Raw genomic sequence first — 17,301 nt, forward strand, 5'->3', positions numbered from 1 at the left:
CGTGACAGGACAACGTTTACCGTGGGTGGAGAAAGAGAATGACAACAAACAGGGCTTTTGAAATCAGATCAGGATACAGCCATACGCTTGGCGCGAATTATGACGGCGAAGGCGTGAATTTCGCTATTTTTTCCGCCCATGCGGAACGCGTCGAGCTTTGTCTTTACGACCCGAGCGGGGAGCATGAAATCGCTCGTCTGGAGTTACCGGAGTATACCGACGAAATATGGCACGGCTATGTCCCGAAGTTGCAGCCCGGCGCGCTGTATGGGTACCGCGTTTACGGTCCTTATGACCCGGAAAATGGTCATCGTTTTAACCCCAATAAGCTGCTTATTGACCCTTATGCCCGTGAGCTGGTGGGCGATATTCAGTGGAACGATGCGCATTTCGCGTATCAATTACTTCATGACGATAAAGATTTGACCTTTGATGACCAGGATAGCGCGCCATTTACGCCTAAATGCCGGGTGATTGATCCGGCTGAGGCGAATTGGGAGGATAGACAACGGCCTTCCATACCGTGGTCGAACGCCATTATTTATGAAACGCATGTAAAAGGCTTTACCCAGCTTAATTCCGCGATCCCTGAGCCTATACGCGGTACGTTTGAGGGCATGGGGCATAAAGCCAGCGTGGATTACATTAAAAGTCTGGGGATTACCTCCGTCGAGCTTTTACCCGTTCACTGGTTCCCGGACGATCAGCATCTGCTCGATAAAGGACTGAAAAATTTCTGGGGATACAACTCGCTGGGCTTTTTTGCACCGGCGACGCGCTACTATGGTCCAAAAGGTATTCAGGGATTCCGCGATATGGTGCGCGCTTTCCATGATGCCGGCATCGAAGTGATACTGGATGTGGTCTATAACCATACGGCAGAAGGGAATGAGCTTGGTCCCACGCTGTCATTTAAAGGTATCGATAACTTCTCTTACTATCGCACCATGCCCGATCAGCATCGCTATTACATTAACGATACAGGGACAGGTAATACCGTCAATACCTCTCATCCACGGGTACTGCAAATGGTGATGGATTCGCTTCGCTATTGGGCGGAGTCAATGCATGTCGACGGCTTTCGTTTTGATTTGGGCACCATTCTTGGTCGTGAGCCGGAAGGCTTTGATCAGAGAGGCGGCTTTTTTGATGCGGTAACGCAAGACCCGGTACTGGCAAAACTGAAACTGATTGGCGAACCCTGGGATATCGGACCGGGCGGCTATCAGGTTGGCGGTTTTCCACCAGGGTGGGGCGAATGGAATGATAAATACCGCGATACGGTGCGCGAATACTGGAAAGGTGACAACGTCACAAATGATTTCGCTGCACGCCTGCTGGGTTCCGGCGATCTCTATGATTTGCGCGGCCGTCGCCCCTGGTCAAGCGTTAACTTTATTACTGCCCATGACGGCTTCACGCTGAACGATCTGGTGTCTTATAACGACAAACATAATGAAGCCAATGGCGAAGATAATAATGACGGGCATAATGATAACCGCTCCTGTAACTATGGCGCAGAAGGGCCAACCGACGACGAGGGCATCAATGCGATACGCGAGCAACAGAAACGTAATTTCCTGACCACCTTGCTTTTCTCGCACGGCACGCCGATGTTATTAGCGGGCGATGAGTTTGGCCGCAGTCAGATGGGCAATAACAATGGCTACTGTCAGGACAGTGAAATATCGTGGGTCCACTGGGATAATTTGCCGGAAACCGCCAATGCGCTACGGGAGTTTACCCGTCATCTGATTCAACTGCGCGCCACGCAACCGTTGCTGCGCCGGGAGAGCTGGCGTGACGGTCTGGAGATCCGCTGGTTTAACGCCGGCGGAGGGGCGCAGCAATCCGAACAATGGGATGAGGGATCGACGATAGGCGTATGTATTAGTCGACCCGATCTTCAGCCGGAAGCGGGGATCTGGCACGACGCCTTACTGCTTTTCAATCCGTTTGAAGGCAGCGTACCGTTCCGTATTCCGATGTGGGGAGAAGGCGGCTGGGTACTTGAACTGACGACTGCCGATAACGCGCAGCAGGGAATGCGGATTACCGAAGAAATGGATTTCGATCTGGCCGGGCGCAGCATCGTGTTATTCAGACGCCCCTGATAGTGAAACCGCGCTCCGGACCCAACCGGCCTTGATGGCCGGTTTTTTTACTGGCGCTCAGGCGATATCATGCCGCAGAAATAACACCGTTGTCAGTTTATCGCCCGAAAAATTCATCCGCCTGTTGGTATTCCTTTAATTGTCTTCACCGATATTCGCTTCAGGCCGTCTATTGCCATTTCAAGGTAGGTACGTGGACATCCCAGATTTAAACGGATAAATCCGCTGCCCGCCGGGCCAAAGCCGCTGCCCATTGAAGGAGCAATACCCGCGACATCCGCCATTACCCATTTTAGCTGTTCGTCATCCAGTCCCAGTTTTTTACAATCCATCCATAATAAATAGGTTCCCTGCGCCGGGACAATTCTTGCCCAGGGAAGGTGCTCTGTCGCTTGTTCAACAAACCAGCGGCGGTTTTCCGCCAGGTAATCCAGTAGCGAATCCAGCCACTGTCTGCTTTCATTCCATGCGGTAGTCGCCGCCTGAACGGAGAGGGCGTTAAAGACGTCCAGCCCATGAGCGTCCAGACGAGACAGAAAACGCTGGCGAAGCGTAGGATCGGGAATGAGAAAATTAGAAATTCGCAACGACGATAAGCCAAATGTTTTGCTGGCCGCAGTGGCGGAGATGACCCGTTTATGCCAGCGCTCCCCTAAATGCAGTACCGAGGTAAAGGTTTCGCCGGGCAGCAATAGATCGGCCCATATTTCATCCGAGATGAGAGTGACATCATAAGCTTCACATAATAAAAGCAGTTGCTCCAGCTCGTTGGCCGACCAGCAACGCCCGGTTGGATTATGTGGATTACACAAAATCATCAGCGGAGGGCGCTCATGGCGAAACAGCCTTTCCAGTTGGCAAAAATCCATCTGGTAGCCATCGTCCGGCGACTCGCTAAGGGGATTCTCCAGCAGTTTTCTACCATTAAGCGTGATTATTTTGGCGAAGGAGCCATAGTATGGCCCCTGTACCACTACGCCGTCGCCTGGATGCGTCAACATTTGCACTAAGAGCGCCAACCCTGGTACGACGCCTTCCACGCTGCATACCCATTCTTGTTTTAACGTGAGCTGGTGGCGTGATGAAAACCAGTGAAGCAGGGCGTTAAAATAGGCCTCATCGCGTTCGCTATAGCCAAATACGCCGTGCTCGATTCGCTGATGCAATGCCGCCTGAACCTCAGGCGGGCAGGCAAAATCGAAATCAGAAACCCACATCGGCAGCAGTTTTCCAGCGCCGTCGCCAAAGTGACGCTCAATAAAATCCCACTTTACCGAACCAGTATTGTTGCGATTGATAATCTGGTTAAAATCCATCTTGTTTCCTTATTATTTCGTCACTGACGCTTGCGGCGACTTTTCTGAAGCGGAGGCAGTTCTGGCAATACCAATTCCGCTAAAACCATAAATTAATGCGAAGAAGATCGCCGCATAGCACTGGATAGCCCAGGGCAGAAGATCAAGCGTGCTAACGCCCAGCGTGGTCGCCATGTAGACACCAGCCGAGGTCTACGGCAGGAGAGGTTCGATAACGGTACCGGCATCTTCTATCGTCCGTGAAAGGTTTTTAGTATCCAGCCCCATACGACGATAGGCATCTTTAAACAGTTCGGCGGGAACTAACAATGCCAGTTTACCGTCGCTGGTCGCTCCTGTGACCAAAATTGTGGTGCCGATAGTGGCGGCAATGAGCTGACCAACGCTATGAATAATAGTCAGCAGCCGGTTAATGATGATCGTTAACGCGCCGGTTAACGTTAGCGCTCCGGCAAATGAAAAAGCGCAGAAAACTAACAGTATTGTTCCCATCATCGAGAACATTCCGCCCCGGTTTAGCAGGCGCGGAACATCGGCCACGACACCTTCAGCGCCTTGTGGGAACATGGCGATATCAAATCCATCAATGAAAGCGTCCAGTCCCTGTTTGATGCTCAGTCCCTGCATGATGACGCCGAGGAATAAGGCAAGTACGCAGGCGCTTAACATTAATGGGATGACAGGCTTCTTGCGAATTGCGCCCCACAGTACGATCACCGGCGGCAAAATAAGAACAATATTAAAATGGTATAGCGACTCCAGCGAGTGGATGATGTCCGTAACGCGCTGCGGCGTGGCCACCTCGCCCAGCATATTACTGTGTCCGGCGATAAGATAAACCACGGCGGCAAGCAGGAAACTTGGCAGGGTCGTCCAAAGTAAATGCTGAATATGCTCAAACAGAGTAGTGTCTGCGACAATCGCGGCAAAGTTAGTCGAGTCGGACAACGGTGAGATTTTGTCGCCGAAATAAGCGCCAGAAACGACGGCGCCAGCTGCTGCTGCAAGAGACACGTCCAGCCCGGCGGCAACCCCCATTAACGCAACGCCAACCGTCCCGGCGGATCCCCACGATGTACCGGTACAGACGGAGACCACGCTGGTTAAAAAGAAGGCTGCAATCAAAATATATTCCGGGCTTATGAGTTTTAGCCCCCAGTACACCATGTAGGGAATGGTGCCACTAAACATCCAGGTGCCAATCAAACCGCCCACGCAGATCAGGATCATGATAACCGGCATTGCTTTAGCCAGCTTATCCACCACTGAGTTGATGATGTCTTCCCAACAGTATCCTTGCCACCATGCAATGCCTGCCGCTACCGCCGCAGAGCACAGAAGGAGCGGTTCGATACGTAGCCCCATGATGCCGTAACCGATAATCAACAATAACAACATGGAGATGACTGGGATTAGCGCTAAACCCAATGACAGCGTTTTCTTCTTGTTTTGTGATGCACTCATAATGGAGCTCCGGTCAGTAAGGTAGCTCAAGGGTAGGGGGATACGCTTCTCACTACTGTGATCCATTACTTTCGTCCATGTAACCGATTACATGAGAAGGGTTAATTTGATAGTCATCACAGTTTTTACTGTTGACGACGCATTCATCGTGAAAAATAGGGCGCGACAGAATCGCGGATCACCAGTTCGGCATTGAAATGATTGCTGCTGGGCGGCGGCGTAATGCCCCGGTATAACTGTATCGCCAGTTGCGCGGCACAACGCGCCATTTGTTCGACCGGATAATGCATTGTTGTTAACGCCGGATAAAGATACCGGGCCAGCACCACATCATCAAAGCCGACAATAGAGAGCTGTTGCGGAAGCTGAACGCCGCGTTGATGAAGAATACGCATAATGCCAGCGGCCATCACATCGTTAAACGTGACCGCAGCCGTAAGGGGAAGCCCGCTATTGATAAGTTGATGCGCGGCCCGCTCGCCGCCTTCTTCGTTAAACGGAACGCTAATCACCCAGCGAGGGTCTGGAGAAATACCATATTCTTCCAGCGCCTGACGGTAACCATCAAGGCGTTCCTGACGATCGATAATTGGCAAGTCAGATGTCACACAGGCAATGCGCCGATGCCCGTTCGCCAGGAGATATCGGGTCGCTTCCCTGGCGGCGCTGCGATTTTCCAGCCAGATACACCGGTTGGCCATACCGGCGATATAACGATTAACAACAACCAGCGCTGGAAAGTGGGCTGCGTAGCGCAGCAGCTCTTTATCCGGTAATCGGCTGGCGTGTACAACAATAGCCTCACAGCCTTGATTAACCAGAAAATCCAGTCCCGCTTTTTCCATTTCTTCGTCGTGGCCGCCGCTACATACCATCAAGCGATACTGCTGCTTACGAGAAACATCTTCTACGCCGCGAGCAAGGCGGGCAAAAAAAGGATCGGCCAGATTGCCGGTTAACAATCCGAGCATATCGCCGCTGCGTTTCGCCAGCGCGATAGCGGCGGCATTCCGGCGATAATTGAGATCGCGCATGGCTTTCTCTACACGTTCGCGCGTGACGGGTTCAACCCACGCGGTCTGGTTAATGACGCGTGATACAGTCGCGGTTGATACACCGGCCATGGATGCAACATCCTTTATTGTCGCCATGTTAAGCTCATATTTGTTCGTTTAAAGGGTATCAAAGCCATTGATTATCATGTTACGTGGAAATCAGTGCAATCACTGCGGCGCAGCCTGAATTAGCCATTAAGAACTCAAAGAAAAAAAGATCTCATCCGGATTAATTTTTGCAGGAACAGCCACGTTAGGTATAGCTTCTCTTGCCATGCCGCAACTGACATTACTTTCAGCAGCAACGGGAATTACCGAATACTATACCCGCCTGACCGTGTCACTGGGCTGTACTCCCCTCAGTGTCATGCCGGAAGAAATTCGGCTTTGCTGATAAGCACAGCGGCTTGTCCGGTGGTGAGCCGGTAGTCACAGGGTAGGGGAGGAATACAGCCTATGGCGTTTCAATGTCTGAAAACACTACCACATCTTGTGTCAGAGGGCCGCTGCGCGCCAGGCCGTTTCGCAAAGTTCGATTATTTTTGCAGTGTTCTGCCCTTAACAAATGGCCAGCTCGTTCACGACCTCAGCTACGCTCTTGATGCTGCGGATATTTCCGATGCCCGTGCCCAGCGCAATGTATCCTTCATCTGTATTACCTTCCAGCATGCCGATACGCAACCCGCGTAAACCTCCCATCGTCTGGGCCAGTTCTTCATTGCTTGCACCAGCTTTATCCATCGACACGAGCTTGTCAGCCAGCTTGCCAGGAAGTGAGCGGTAGTAATCTGGCAGGGTACGGAAAAGCAGCAAATCCAGGCCGTTAGCATTAATGATTTTATCCTTTACTGACTGCGGCACACGGCTTTCTTCTGTCCCAATAAACACCGAACCAGCAAAGACACCCTCTGCTCCCAGCGCATGGGCAGCACGGGCGGTACGACTATCGGTAATCCCGCCTGCAGCCATGACGGGAACACTCTTCACCGAGTCCGCAATCAGCGGCACGATCGAAAAGGTGCCAAGCGCGGTGCCAGGCAATGTGCCACCTTCATCAAAACCTGTTGCAACAATAATGTCGGCGCCGGCTTTTTCCGCTAAACGTGTATTTTCAGGTGTCGGATTAATATCGCGGTAAATAATTGCAATACCCGACGCTTTTAGTTCATTAAACAGCGAAGTGATAATAGCTCCTTCTCCGTAACCGGTATAAACAACAGCTTTTACTCCCTCTTCCTTTATTACCTGTAGGATAGGCGGAGTCCAGATGTCGTTTTCAGGGGTTGGAATAAGGTTCACCCCGAATGGTTTTTCGGTAAGTTTTTTGGTTTTACGAATTTCTTCACGCATTTTTTCTGCTGTTTCATCAGGCGTTGATACAGCAGTTTCCGCTGTTAAGCCCGCATTTGGGCCAAGCACACCCAAACCACCGGCGTTGCTTACGGCTGCAACCAGTCTTGCATCGGTAAGCCAGGACAATGGGCCTTGTATAACAGGTTTTTCGATACCCAGAATCTGGCAGATACGGTTGTACTTCATGACGTAATCTCCTTCGAACAAATTTTCAGCCAGCCTTTTAGGCGACTGTGGTAGTTAATTAATCTGAAGAAGATCTTAAGCCTCTTTATTGTTACGAAAAACTATCCAGTCTTTAAAACAGAATTACTGATAAAGTAACAATAGCCAGGTCGGATATGCACGAAAGAGCGTTATCAGAGATGTGCATCCGGACCAAAAACCTCGCACAGCCAGTCGATGAATACACGAACTTTAGGTGCCAGATACCGACGATCCGGGTAAAGCAGTGAAACCGGTTTTGGCGGGGGCGGGAAATCAGTGAGGATCTCTGTCAGCTCTCCACTGGCAATAAAGGGTGCAAGCGACGGACGCAATCCGTGTAGAATTCCCAACCCCGCCAGCCCACATGAAAGAAACGCTTCTGAATTGTCTACCAGGATGCTGGAGGGTACTTTTATTGACGCAATACTGCCATCAACCGTGAATTTCCACTCCATTATCTGCAGGCTGTGATTACTGAAAAAATTTACAGCCCGGTGGGACTTCATCAGCTCATCGATAGAGTGCGGCGTGCCATGCTTCGCAAGATAAGATGGCGCAGCACAAGTCACCATGGCTGCCGTTCCCAGACGTCTGGCAACAAAACTGGAGTCATTAAGCTCACCAAGTCGGATGACGCAGTCCACACGCTCGGCAATCAAATCAATCTTGCGATCGGACGTGCCAAGTACAATCTCAATATCCGGGTATCGGTTCTGAAAATCTCCAAGAGCCGGAATGATGACTGTCCGGGCGAGCGTAATAGGGACGTCAAGGCGCAGGCGGCCTTTCGGCGGTTGCGTGCGGGAAAATAATCGCCGGACGTCGTCCAGCTCGCTTAGAAGCGACAGGCAACGCTGGTAAAACTCTTCCCCTTCATCCGTCATACTGACCTGTCGTGTTGTGCGATGCAGGAGCTTAACGCCCAGATCATGTTCCAGATTCTGAACGGCGCGGGTAACAGCAGGGCGGTGCAGCTCAAGCACCTCCGCCGCGCGGATAAAGCTCCCTTGCTCTACCACATTGACATAAATATTCATGGCTTCCAGCATATTCAGCTGCATCTGTTCTCAGTCCTCAACCATTATTTGTGTCGAAGGGGGAAGCTCCTTATAACATTCCTGTCTGCTGGAACATATCCCTTTGTGAGCTGATTGTTTTATCTGGAGTAACATACTGCTATCGATACATGACTTTTACCGGGTGGTTGAGGTAAGACATGTCATTTGTAAAATCGCTACCAATTCTTCGCAACCTTTTTGGATGTTCGGCGGCGTCGTATACAAAAACAAACAGGCCAGGCGATACGGTTACGCATGTGCAGGTCATGCCAGGCGCGACGCTAAAATACGAGCCGATTATGTTTGACCGCCGCCAGTGTAGGTGGCGAGTGTGAATGCAAGACATTGGCAGACAGTGAATAATCAAACCTCGTGAAATGAGGTTCCCATTAATTTTTTAGCCCATGTCAGCGCAGCGCAGGAAAATTGCCCGTCGTCTGGAAAAAAGCCCGTTATTAAAACGGGAACTGTCGGAAATGGCTGTTGAGTCCTACGGCGATGCCGTGTTATCTGCAGCGCGTGAAACAGGCCTTGATGAAAAGAGTTTTCCGTCTGAAATGCCGTGGGCGCTCGCTGATACGCTGTGCGACGATTTCATCCTGGACTGACACACTGACAATGACGAACCGAACACAATAGCCGGTTTTTTTATGCCTGAGCGGCGTGTGCTGCGTGAAATCGTGTGCAGGATAGCGGGTGCAAATCAACAGAATTCGCTCAGCGTCACGGCAGGGAAGGGATCAAACTTATGGGCCAGAAGTTTTTTGACATGCACGAATCCAGCCGCCTTAACATGTCTTTTAAATGTTCTGGTGCATTTAACATAATATACATTATGCGCATTAGAATAGCAGAGGGCGAAAAGCAGCCCCCCAGCGTGAATCAGTCATACAACCAGCGACCAGACCTGGCAGACGCAATGAGCATACCTATCGTGAACTCCGGCACCTGAGGAATATCGTTTTTGCGAAACGGATTAAGCAAATGCTTTAGCGGTGGTTCTGGCGGATAGTATGTTGTGATCGAGAAATTCCCTTTATCTACATTGAATGTCGTAAAAAAATCATCCATCAATGCCAGTGCTTCATCATCTTCCAACCGTAAATCTGAATCCAAATCTGTTGACGGTGTCAGTTCTTTTTTCTTAAAGAGGTAAATTCCATCATGGCTTCTTACCAGTTCATAAATCCGCTGTTCAAGAGCATCACTTACCATATTTTATCGCTTCCTCTGGCAATACGGTTGTAATCCCTGCCTGTACGATATGCAATCTGCGACACGTCAGAGGCCAGAATAATCCATCCGACTGTTCAGCAAGGCCACCAAGTAAAATAATATCACCATCTGCAAGGCTGACTTCGGTTGTTACATCACGCTTGATAAGGGTTGGCGAGTTATTAACGCCGGTTTCAGTGGTCACAAGTTAGGTTCTGGACATCTGAACTTAGCCTTGAAAAAACCGTCAGCTGCCCGCATCACTGACCGGGCTGGAGCTGAATCCCCTTCGTGAAGGATGCTTTTATTAGTACTATTAAAGGTGCTATATTTAGTCATCAACCAGGAGGTAAATTATGGCATTTCAAATTTTAACGACTACTGCAGCAAGCATTACAGAACTGAAACGTGATCCAATGGGAACTTTCAATGCCGGAGATGGCGCTCCAGTTGCCATTCTTAACCGTAATGAACCGGCTTTCTACTGTGTGCCTCCGGCACTTTATGCTCATCTTATGGATATTCTTGAGGATGAAGAACTCGGTCGTATTATCGATGAGCGTGCGAATGAACGCGTCATTGAGGTCAACATTGATGACTTATAAGCTGGCATTTAACGAATCAGCACTAAAAGAGTGGAAAAAACTGGGTCATACCATACAGGAACAGTTTAAAAAAAAGCTAAGGGAACGGCTTGAAAACCCTCGGGTTCCGGCTTCTCAATTACATGGAAGAAAGGATCAGTACAAAATTAAGCTGCGTGGTGCAGGATACAGACTGGTGTACAGCGTCGAAGATGAAATTATCACGGTAACTGTCATTGGTGTTGGAAAGCGTGAAAATGATGCCGTCTACAAAGTGACACAACACAGAAGCTAATCACTCAGGAAATGCTCTCTTTCCCCGTCAAGCGATACGACAAACAGGCTCAGTTCTTTTATGTGACTGCACCTTGACATATGTCACGTATATGAAACTATGGCCTACGTTGTGTATGGTAGGCAGTCACACAGACGGCACGCCGGAGTCTGATTTTCAAAAACAAGTGAGGCTTGCTTTTGAAAACCTGAAAGCAACACTGACTGCAGCAGGATGCACATTCGATGACATAGTGGATGTCACCACATTCCATACCGATCCAGAGCAACAACTTAACGACGTTATGGCGGTGAAACAGAAGATATTTGCCCATCCCCCTTATCCTAACTGGACCGCTGTTGGCGTTACCTGGCTGGCCGGCTTTGATTTCGAAATAAAGGTTATTGCCCGAATCCCCTGATGCTTATTCTCGGTAAAACCGGTAGCATTATGTGTACCGGTTTTATTTTATTCATCCCTGCCCTTCATCCTGTATGATTAACATGCAATCACCAAACATATCGAACTGACATGACTGGATATCTTCTGAGGCATAGGCCTTCATGAGTAGATCAACCCCAGCAAACTGACCGGTTAACACCATATGCGTCGTTTTTGGCTGATGTAAGTTCGTTAGCAGGCAGTCAACCACTTTCAGTTGATAGCCTGGATGTATATAAAGTTCAGTCCAGCCAGAACTTGCTTTGAGGCAATTGTGCTCCCTCGAATACGCGGATTCCAGGCATCGTGTAACGGTAGTTCCTACGGCAAAAATACGTCCGCCATTTTGCTTCGCAGTATTAATGATATCCGCTGTTGCTTGCGGAACCTCGTAGTATTCTTCGTTGATAGTCACTTCCTCTACACATTTTGTTTGTATTTTTCTGTTGGACAACATTTCTGTTGATGCAACATGTAAAGTGATGAAGGATATTAACCCACCTTTATCTTTGATTTTTTGGATAAGATCCCAGGTAAAATGAATGCCGGCAGAAGGTATTTCCAAAGAACCATACTTTTTAGAAAAAACGGAACGGTAAGCATCTGGATATTTATAAAACAAGCTGGAGTCCACATACTCATCAAGACGCTCACCATGACTGGCCAAATAGCAAATTAAGGCCTCATGATTTTCCACGACGGCTCGGTACTGGCTCTCTTCGCTAAACTTTTGCTCTATCTTAATGGAAATTTCAGGGTTATCAACCAAATAGAAAACATCATTCGCGTTAAGCCTTTCTTTTAAAAGTCCGGAAATAATTACTCTATTATTTGGTAAAAATCCCTCTAAAACAATTTTAATTAACCTATTCTGTCTTGTTTTACAGATAAACATATGGTTTATTATAGTACTGTCGTTAAAACAGATTACATCACCTTCTTTGATATAATCTGTTACTTTACTAAAGTCTACCTTATGAATTTCCCCTTTACTCCGGTTGAGGACAAGCATTTTACACTTTTCCCTGTATGAATCATTGGCTATCCAATGAGGTCTGAGTGGGATAGTCATCTGATCGGTAATGCGAAAATCATATTTTTCGGTAAGCATATATTTACCCTTTGAAAAACCATTGATACGGCGATTGTTATATAGCCGTATTCTGCAGTATACGTTAGCCTTTCAAAGGGTGAAAATTAACTCGATAAATGTTGTTGTTATATTTACTTTGCTGGCTATTTAATCAATGTCAGATACCGATATTAACCTGGACGATCGGATTTGACCGCCCTTTTCTTTTGCTTATTCCGGCATTGGAGCATCGCTATCCATTGCATCGGCAAACTTTTGCATTAACCGAACAAAGACATCAAGTTCATCCTGAGGCCAGTCTTTAAAAACAACTTTGCCCATTTGCTCTCGCGCAGCGTCTATACGCTCCGTCATCGCCTTTCCTGTCCGGGAAATAACGGCCTCGCGTATACGACGATCGATGGCATTATGCTGCCGTATTATCAACCCCAGCTTCTCCAGTTTGGCGACCTGTCGGCTTACCGTCGTATAATCACGACCGGCACGTTCGGCTAACTCAACAACGCCAATCGGCCCTAAACGTTCGATACTAATAAGGATCGAAAATAGCGCACGATCGAGTTGAATCCCCGCCTCTGCAATTAATTTCTCATCATTACGAGGCCGGTTAAGCGCGCTCACCACGCGAATCAACGCACTGTGAAGCACCTTCATTTGCTCGGAAATATGTGTATCTTGCACATTTTTATTTTCTGACATAGCATGCCTCCTCTTATGTGCATAATACACATATCGGAGAGACGATGACAAGATACACCACTACAGATGTACTGATCTGCGGCGCTGGCGTTACCGGGCTTACTTTAGCCATCGAACTGGCGCGTCACGGGGTCTCATTTCGCCTGATTGAGAAAAGAACGACGCCTTTTATCGGCTCCCGCGGTAAAGGTATTCAGCCGCGAACGCAAGAAATCTTCGAGGATCTTGGAATACTCAATAAAGTGGTCGCCGCCGGCGGGCTCTATCCCCGATTACGAACCTATCGTCACGACGGAAGCTATGTAGATTCAGTTATTGCGCATCATACAAAACCGACCCACGCCGAACCCTACCATCTGCCATTGATGGTTCCACAGAACGTGACAGAAACGATTATGCGGGAGCAATTAAAAGCATGGGGACATCGGGTAGAGTTCGGCTGCGAGTTACGACATTTTGCGCAAACCCCACGCACGGTCACCGCGTATGTTGCCGGGCCGGCTGGAGAAGAGGTCATCATCGCGCATTATTTGATAGGCGCGGATGGCGGCGGAAGCTTTGTCAGAAAAAAATTAGGCGTCAGCTTCCCCGGTCATACGTTGGGAATCCATGCGCTTGTGGCTGACGCTTCACTTTCCGGTCTGAACCGGGATGTATGGCACCATTTTAACGATGGCGATATGGCGCGGATGATAACGATTTGCCCTCTCGCCGGCACGCAGCTCTTTCAAATCCAGGCGTTGTTGGCCCCGGACGACTCGCAGAATTTCTCAGCCGACGTGCTCACGGCTTTTCTTACTGAGCGAATCGGGCGGACGGATGTTCGCATCCATTCGATTCCCTGGGTATCGAAGTACCAGATGAATGCGCGCATAGCGGAACATTACCGTGTGGGTAAGGTATTTTTAGCCGGTGATGCCGCTCATGTGCATCCGCCGACGGGTGGGCAAGGGTTAAATACCAGCATCCAGGATGCCTATAACCTGGGATGGAAAATGGCAGCCTCGCTGCGGGGCGCAGGAGAAGAGCTTCTCGATAGCTATGAACAGGAACGCCGCCCGGTAGCCGAATCACTGCTCCACCTTTCTACCCGATTACTTGACTCTCAAAAACAGGGTGGCATCAAACGAGAACGCGACGTTCAACAACTTGACATCCAGTATACCGACTCCCCCTTAGCCCACACGTTGCCCGAACGTCAGCATGGGTTACAAGCGGGAGAAAGAGCGCCGGATGCTCCTCTTTTGGGTGCCGGCGGCCAATCATTACGATTATTTCAGTTACTCCAGGGTCCGGACTGGAATCTGTTGGCCTACGAAACCCACGGTAAGGTCATCGATGCGCGGCGAAATCTGCGTATTCATCACATTGGCGAGCAGGACGAGCTCATCGATACCCTGGGGCACTTCCGGGAGTCCTATCATCTGGCGCCGGGTCAATGCGTGTTGATTCGACCCGATGGCTATGTCGGCGCATTCTTTCACGGCAAACAGAGCAACGATATTGAAAATTATCTCTCTCGTTTTTCCATAGGGATTAAAGATGAATACTAATGTCTATGAGAACACCGACAGCGAAACTATCACTCCGCTCAACAAGCGGCGTATTTTGCCTGTTTTCCTGCTTGTCGGCCTTTACGCCGCCAGTACAGCGGCTGTAATGTCAGTACTGCCTTTTTATATCCGCGAGATGGGCGGTTCGCCGCTTATCATTGGAATCATCATCGCCACTGAGGCTTTTAGCCAATTTTGTGCGGCGCCCCTGATTGGCCACCTTTCCGATCGCGTTGGCCGCAAGCGAATACTGATTGTCACGCTGACTATTGCGGCGATAAGTTTACTATTACTCGCCAACGCGCAATGTATCCTGTTTATCCTGCTCGCCCGCACGCTTTTTGGCATTAGCGCCGGGAATTTGTCAGCCGCCGCAGCCTATATTGCCGATTGTACGCACGTCAGAAATCGGTGCCAGGCAATCGGTATCCTCACAGGCTGCATTGGTTTAGGCGGTATTGTCGGGGCAGGCGTTTCAGGGTGGCTATCGCGTATCAGTCTGAGCGCGCCGATCTACGCCGCCTTTATACTTGTCCTTGGGTCTGCCCTGGTCGCGATTTGGGGGTTAAAAGACCCGTCCACAACATCACGTACCGCAGATAAAATAGCGGCGTTCTCTGCCCGCGCTATTTTAAAGATGCCAGTCCTTCGCGTCTTAATCATCGTAATGCTTTGTCATTTCTTCGCCTATGGCATGTACTCTTCACAATTACCTGTTTTTCTTTCTGACACCTTCATCTGGAATGGGCTTCCCTTTGGGCCAAAAGCGTTAAGCTACCTGTTAATGGCGGACGGGGTTATTAATATTTTCGTTCAGCTATTTCTGTTAGGTTGGGTGAGCCAATATTTTTCGGAGCGAAAGCTAATTATTCTAATCTTCGCCCTTCTTTGTACTGGATTTCTCACTGCGGGTATCGCCACGACCATACCAGTGCTTATTTTTGCTATCGTTTGTATTAGTATCGCTGATGCGCTAGCCAAACCCACTTATCTTGCCGCCTTGTCCGTCCATGTATCGCCTGCCCGACAAGGTATCGTCATCGGAACGGCGCAGGCATTAATCGCAATCGCTGATTTTATATCCCCTGTATTGGGCGGATTTGTCCTGGGTTATGCCCTGTATGGTGTCTGGATCGGTATAGCTATCTCTGTCGCCATTATTGGTCTGGTGACGGCAATGATTTACCTTTCAAAAAGTTCAGTGCTAATAGCGAAACCAGAAACAGAATAATGTGACAACGTCACAAGCACTATTACTCCTTTCTTCCCTTATTTATCAAAAGTATTGTACTTATATTGAATGTTTAAGAGGTATTTATGGAAATTATGCTGGTTGGCATTTGCCCTTGTAAAGCGCGGGGAAAGCATGAAAAAAATATATCTCGTTGTTATCGTACTGTTTTTTATTTCTACAAAAGTTTATACACTACTTCATAACAACATCTTCTTTTGTCGAAACAGCCCGGAGTGTGATTTGTCTCATGTTCTCCCCGACTACCGGGAGAAGATTTCAGGCACACCGCTAAAATATACCTTGATTAGTACAGCTCCATTAGCACAGGTTGTAGTCAGACACTATGAATTATTATCGCAACACTGGTCGCCAGATGACATGGTAACCCCTGCGCAATGGCGACATAACGTTGATATTTATATCCCTGAAACGGCAAAAGAGCACCATGCTTTGGTGGTTGTAAACAACGGAATTAATTATGATAAAGGCGTACAAATCACTGGTAAACCCGGTGATTTCCCCCAGGAAACACTGGCAAGCATCGCCCGTGATACGAATACCATCGTAATATCAGTGAGTGATATACCTAACCAATATTTAACCTTTCAGGATGATAAAAAACCACTGAAAGAGGACGAGAGCGTTTCCCGAAGCTGGGCATTATTTATGGAAGCGCCGGAGCAACGTGAGTTAATGCCCTTAAATATTCCTATGGTCACTGCCCTATCGCAAGCGATGAGATTAGCAAAAAAGGAGTTAACGCAATGGAATATAAATTCCTTTATCATTACAGGTATTTCAAAGCGTGGGTGGACTACCTGGTTGTCAGCTATTGCCGATCCTGATGTTGAAGCAATTGTTCCCTTCGCCATTGATCTACTTGATATTGATGCTTCACTTGAGCATATTTATCAATCATACGGTGGAAATTGGCCCATTACATTCTACCCCTACTACCAGCAAGGCATAGATGAGAAAATAAAATCCCCCACATTTACCCAGCTAAGGCAAATAATAGATCCGTTAAGATATCTCAACACTATTTATCAACCCCGCCTTGCAATACCGAAATATATTATTAATGCAAGCGGCGATGATTTTTTCGTACCAGACAATACTCGCTTTTATTATAGCAAACTCCCTGGCGTAAAATCATTACGTATAGTGCCTAATATGAACCACTACTCAATTAACCAGTTCGCTGAAGAAAGCCTCGTTCCTTTTATTAATAGGTTTCAAAGTAAAAAAACATTACCACAGTTGATCGGCCTTATTCACCACCATCTTCTTACGGTCTATTTCTCAGAAGCGCCGGTAAAAGTCGTTCGCTGGACAGCCAACAATCCAAATGCGCGTGATTTCCGTTATGCCTGTGGCATCCGTTATCAGCCGCTTACAATAGATATTCCCGCCAACAATAAGATCAGTATTACGTTAAATGAACCGAAGACAGGTTGGGAAGCTACCTATATCGAAGCCACTTTTAATGATGGCTATGTCGCCACGAGTCAGGTTTATATTACGCCCGATGAAAAATACCCACAGACAGCACCACCTTCCGTTAACGCCACATGTCAAACGTTACCGGGGCGTGGATTAGGGGAAAACGATAGCCCCGATTGAATTTTCAAGTAATTGTCT

General features: G+C 48.5%; 14 protein-coding genes and 5 pseudogenes. 9 read left to right on the forward strand and 10 right to left on the reverse strand.

Annotated elements, in window-relative coordinates; translation table 11 throughout:
* Nucleotides 1-38: 38 nt before the first annotated feature.
* The gene (gene glgX, locus ACLJPE_RS03540) at nt 39-2,114 is read left to right on the forward strand and encodes a glycogen debranching protein GlgX (protein WP_000210589.1); all 2,076 of its coding nucleotides are present in this window, start codon (nt 39-41) and stop codon (nt 2,112-2,114) included.
* Between the two features lie 113 nt (nt 2,115-2,227).
* Here glgX and ACLJPE_RS03545 read toward each other — a convergent pair whose 3' ends face one another.
* The 3 genes and pseudogenes from ACLJPE_RS03545 to ACLJPE_RS03555 all read right to left on the reverse strand — a co-directional run bounded on the left by ACLJPE_RS03545 (nt 2,228) and on the right by ACLJPE_RS03555 (nt 6,045).
* Nucleotides 2,228-3,430 (reverse strand): MalY/PatB family protein, encoded by a 1,203-nt coding sequence (locus tag ACLJPE_RS03545; protein WP_000347156.1) that lies wholly within the window; start codon nt 3,428-3,430, stop codon nt 2,228-2,230.
* Between the two features lie 12 nt (nt 3,431-3,442).
* Nucleotides 3,443-4,894, reverse strand: a pseudogene (nhaC, locus tag ACLJPE_RS03550) (Na+/H+ antiporter NhaC).
* Between the two features lie 143 nt (nt 4,895-5,037).
* Nucleotides 5,038-6,045 carry a LacI family DNA-binding transcriptional regulator gene (locus tag ACLJPE_RS03555; RefSeq protein ID WP_000201083.1) on the reverse strand — a complete coding sequence of 336 codons (1,008 nt, stop codon included), beginning with the start codon at nt 6,043-6,045 and terminating at the stop codon, nt 5,038-5,040.
* Between the two features lie 89 nt (nt 6,046-6,134).
* Here ACLJPE_RS03555 and ACLJPE_RS03560 point away from each other — a divergent pair.
* Nucleotides 6,135-6,262: pseudogene (locus tag ACLJPE_RS03560) on the forward strand (hypothetical protein); the annotation flags it as partial.
* Nucleotides 6,263-6,507: 245 nt separating this feature from the next.
* On the opposite strand, the gene ACLJPE_RS03565 reads toward ACLJPE_RS03560, so the two are convergent.
* Both ACLJPE_RS03565 and ACLJPE_RS03570 read right to left on the reverse strand, forming a co-directional pair.
* Nucleotides 6,508-7,488: an NAD(P)H-dependent flavin oxidoreductase gene (locus ACLJPE_RS03565; RefSeq protein ID WP_000876799.1), complete on the reverse strand. Its 981-nt coding sequence runs from the start codon at nt 7,486-7,488 to the stop codon at nt 6,508-6,510.
* A gap of 173 nt (nt 7,489-7,661) precedes the next feature.
* A complete protein-coding gene (locus ACLJPE_RS03570) occupies nt 7,662-8,570 on the reverse strand; it encodes a LysR family transcriptional regulator (RefSeq protein ID WP_001176638.1) in 909 nt (302 codons plus the stop codon).
* A 401-nt stretch (nt 8,571-8,971) separates the two neighbouring features.
* Between ACLJPE_RS03570 and ACLJPE_RS03575 the strand changes: the two genes are divergently transcribed.
* Nucleotides 8,972-9,175, forward strand: a complete 204-nt coding sequence (locus ACLJPE_RS03575) for a DUF29 family protein (RefSeq protein ID WP_001276024.1) — start codon at nt 8,972-8,974, stop codon at nt 9,173-9,175.
* 274 nt (nt 9,176-9,449) lie between these two features.
* Here the strand turns inward: ACLJPE_RS03575 and ACLJPE_RS03580 are convergent, their stop codons facing one another.
* The 3 genes and pseudogenes from ACLJPE_RS03580 to ACLJPE_RS03590 form a co-directional block, all read right to left on the reverse strand.
* The gene (locus ACLJPE_RS03580) at nt 9,450-9,782 is read right to left on the reverse strand and encodes a DUF1493 family protein (protein WP_000253078.1); all 333 of its coding nucleotides are present in this window, start codon (nt 9,780-9,782) and stop codon (nt 9,450-9,452) included.
* A pseudogene (locus ACLJPE_RS03585) lies at nt 9,776-9,874 on the reverse strand (STM2901 family protein); the annotation flags it as partial. The gene ACLJPE_RS03580 and the pseudogene ACLJPE_RS03585, both read right to left, overlap by 7 nt.
* Nucleotides 9,868-9,987 (reverse strand): annotated as a pseudogene (locus ACLJPE_RS03590) (type II and III secretion system); the annotation flags it as partial. The pseudogenes ACLJPE_RS03590 and ACLJPE_RS03585, both read right to left, overlap by 7 nt.
* 151 nt (nt 9,988-10,138) lie before the next feature.
* Here ACLJPE_RS03590 and ACLJPE_RS03595 point away from each other — a divergent pair.
* The 3 genes and pseudogenes from ACLJPE_RS03595 to ACLJPE_RS03605 form a co-directional block, all read left to right on the forward strand.
* Nucleotides 10,139-10,387, forward strand: coding sequence for a type II toxin-antitoxin system Phd/YefM family antitoxin (locus ACLJPE_RS03595; protein ID WP_000885424.1), 249 nt, complete (start codon nt 10,139-10,141; stop codon nt 10,385-10,387).
* Nucleotides 10,377-10,661, forward strand: coding sequence for a type II toxin-antitoxin system RelE family toxin (locus ACLJPE_RS03600; protein ID WP_000221344.1), 285 nt, complete (start codon nt 10,377-10,379; stop codon nt 10,659-10,661). The genes ACLJPE_RS03595 and ACLJPE_RS03600 overlap by 11 nt, the downstream gene beginning before the upstream one ends.
* A gap of 118 nt (nt 10,662-10,779) precedes the next feature.
* Nucleotides 10,780-11,061 (forward strand): annotated as a pseudogene (locus ACLJPE_RS03605) (RidA family protein); the annotation flags it as partial.
* A gap of 51 nt (nt 11,062-11,112) precedes the next feature.
* Here ACLJPE_RS03605 and ACLJPE_RS03610 read toward each other — a convergent pair.
* Both ACLJPE_RS03610 and ACLJPE_RS03615 read right to left on the reverse strand, forming a co-directional pair.
* The gene (locus ACLJPE_RS03610) at nt 11,113-12,192 is read right to left on the reverse strand and encodes an S-adenosylmethionine:tRNA ribosyltransferase-isomerase (protein ID WP_000954692.1); all 1,080 of its coding nucleotides are present in this window, start codon (nt 12,190-12,192) and stop codon (nt 11,113-11,115) included.
* Between the two features lie 192 nt (nt 12,193-12,384).
* A complete protein-coding gene (locus tag ACLJPE_RS03615) occupies nt 12,385-12,873 on the reverse strand; it encodes a MarR family winged helix-turn-helix transcriptional regulator (protein WP_001293645.1) in 489 nt (162 codons plus the stop codon).
* 44 nt (nt 12,874-12,917) lie between these two features.
* Here ACLJPE_RS03615 and ACLJPE_RS03620 point away from each other — a divergent pair, with 44 nt between their 5' ends.
* The 3 genes from ACLJPE_RS03620 (at nt 12,918) to ACLJPE_RS03630 (ending at nt 17,283) form a co-directional block, all read left to right on the forward strand.
* Entirely contained in the window at nt 12,918-14,426 is a 1,509-nt protein-coding gene (locus ACLJPE_RS03620) for an FAD-dependent oxidoreductase (RefSeq protein ID WP_000199418.1), read from the forward strand.
* On the forward strand, nt 14,416-15,657 hold the full coding sequence (locus tag ACLJPE_RS03625) for an MFS transporter (protein WP_001095741.1): 1,242 nt from the start codon (nt 14,416-14,418) through the stop codon (nt 15,655-15,657). The genes ACLJPE_RS03620 and ACLJPE_RS03625 overlap by 11 nt, the downstream gene beginning before the upstream one ends.
* Nucleotides 15,658-15,726: 69 nt before the next feature.
* Nucleotides 15,727-17,283: a PhoPQ-activated pathogenicity-related family protein gene (locus ACLJPE_RS03630; protein ID WP_000476907.1), complete on the forward strand. Its 1,557-nt coding sequence runs from the start codon at nt 15,727-15,729 to the stop codon at nt 17,281-17,283.
* Nucleotides 17,284-17,301: the final 18 nt, after the last annotated feature.

Source organism: Salmonella sp. SAL04196 (assembly GCF_046550835.1).
Classification (GTDB): domain Bacteria; phylum Pseudomonadota; class Gammaproteobacteria; order Enterobacterales; family Enterobacteriaceae; genus Salmonella; species Salmonella enterica.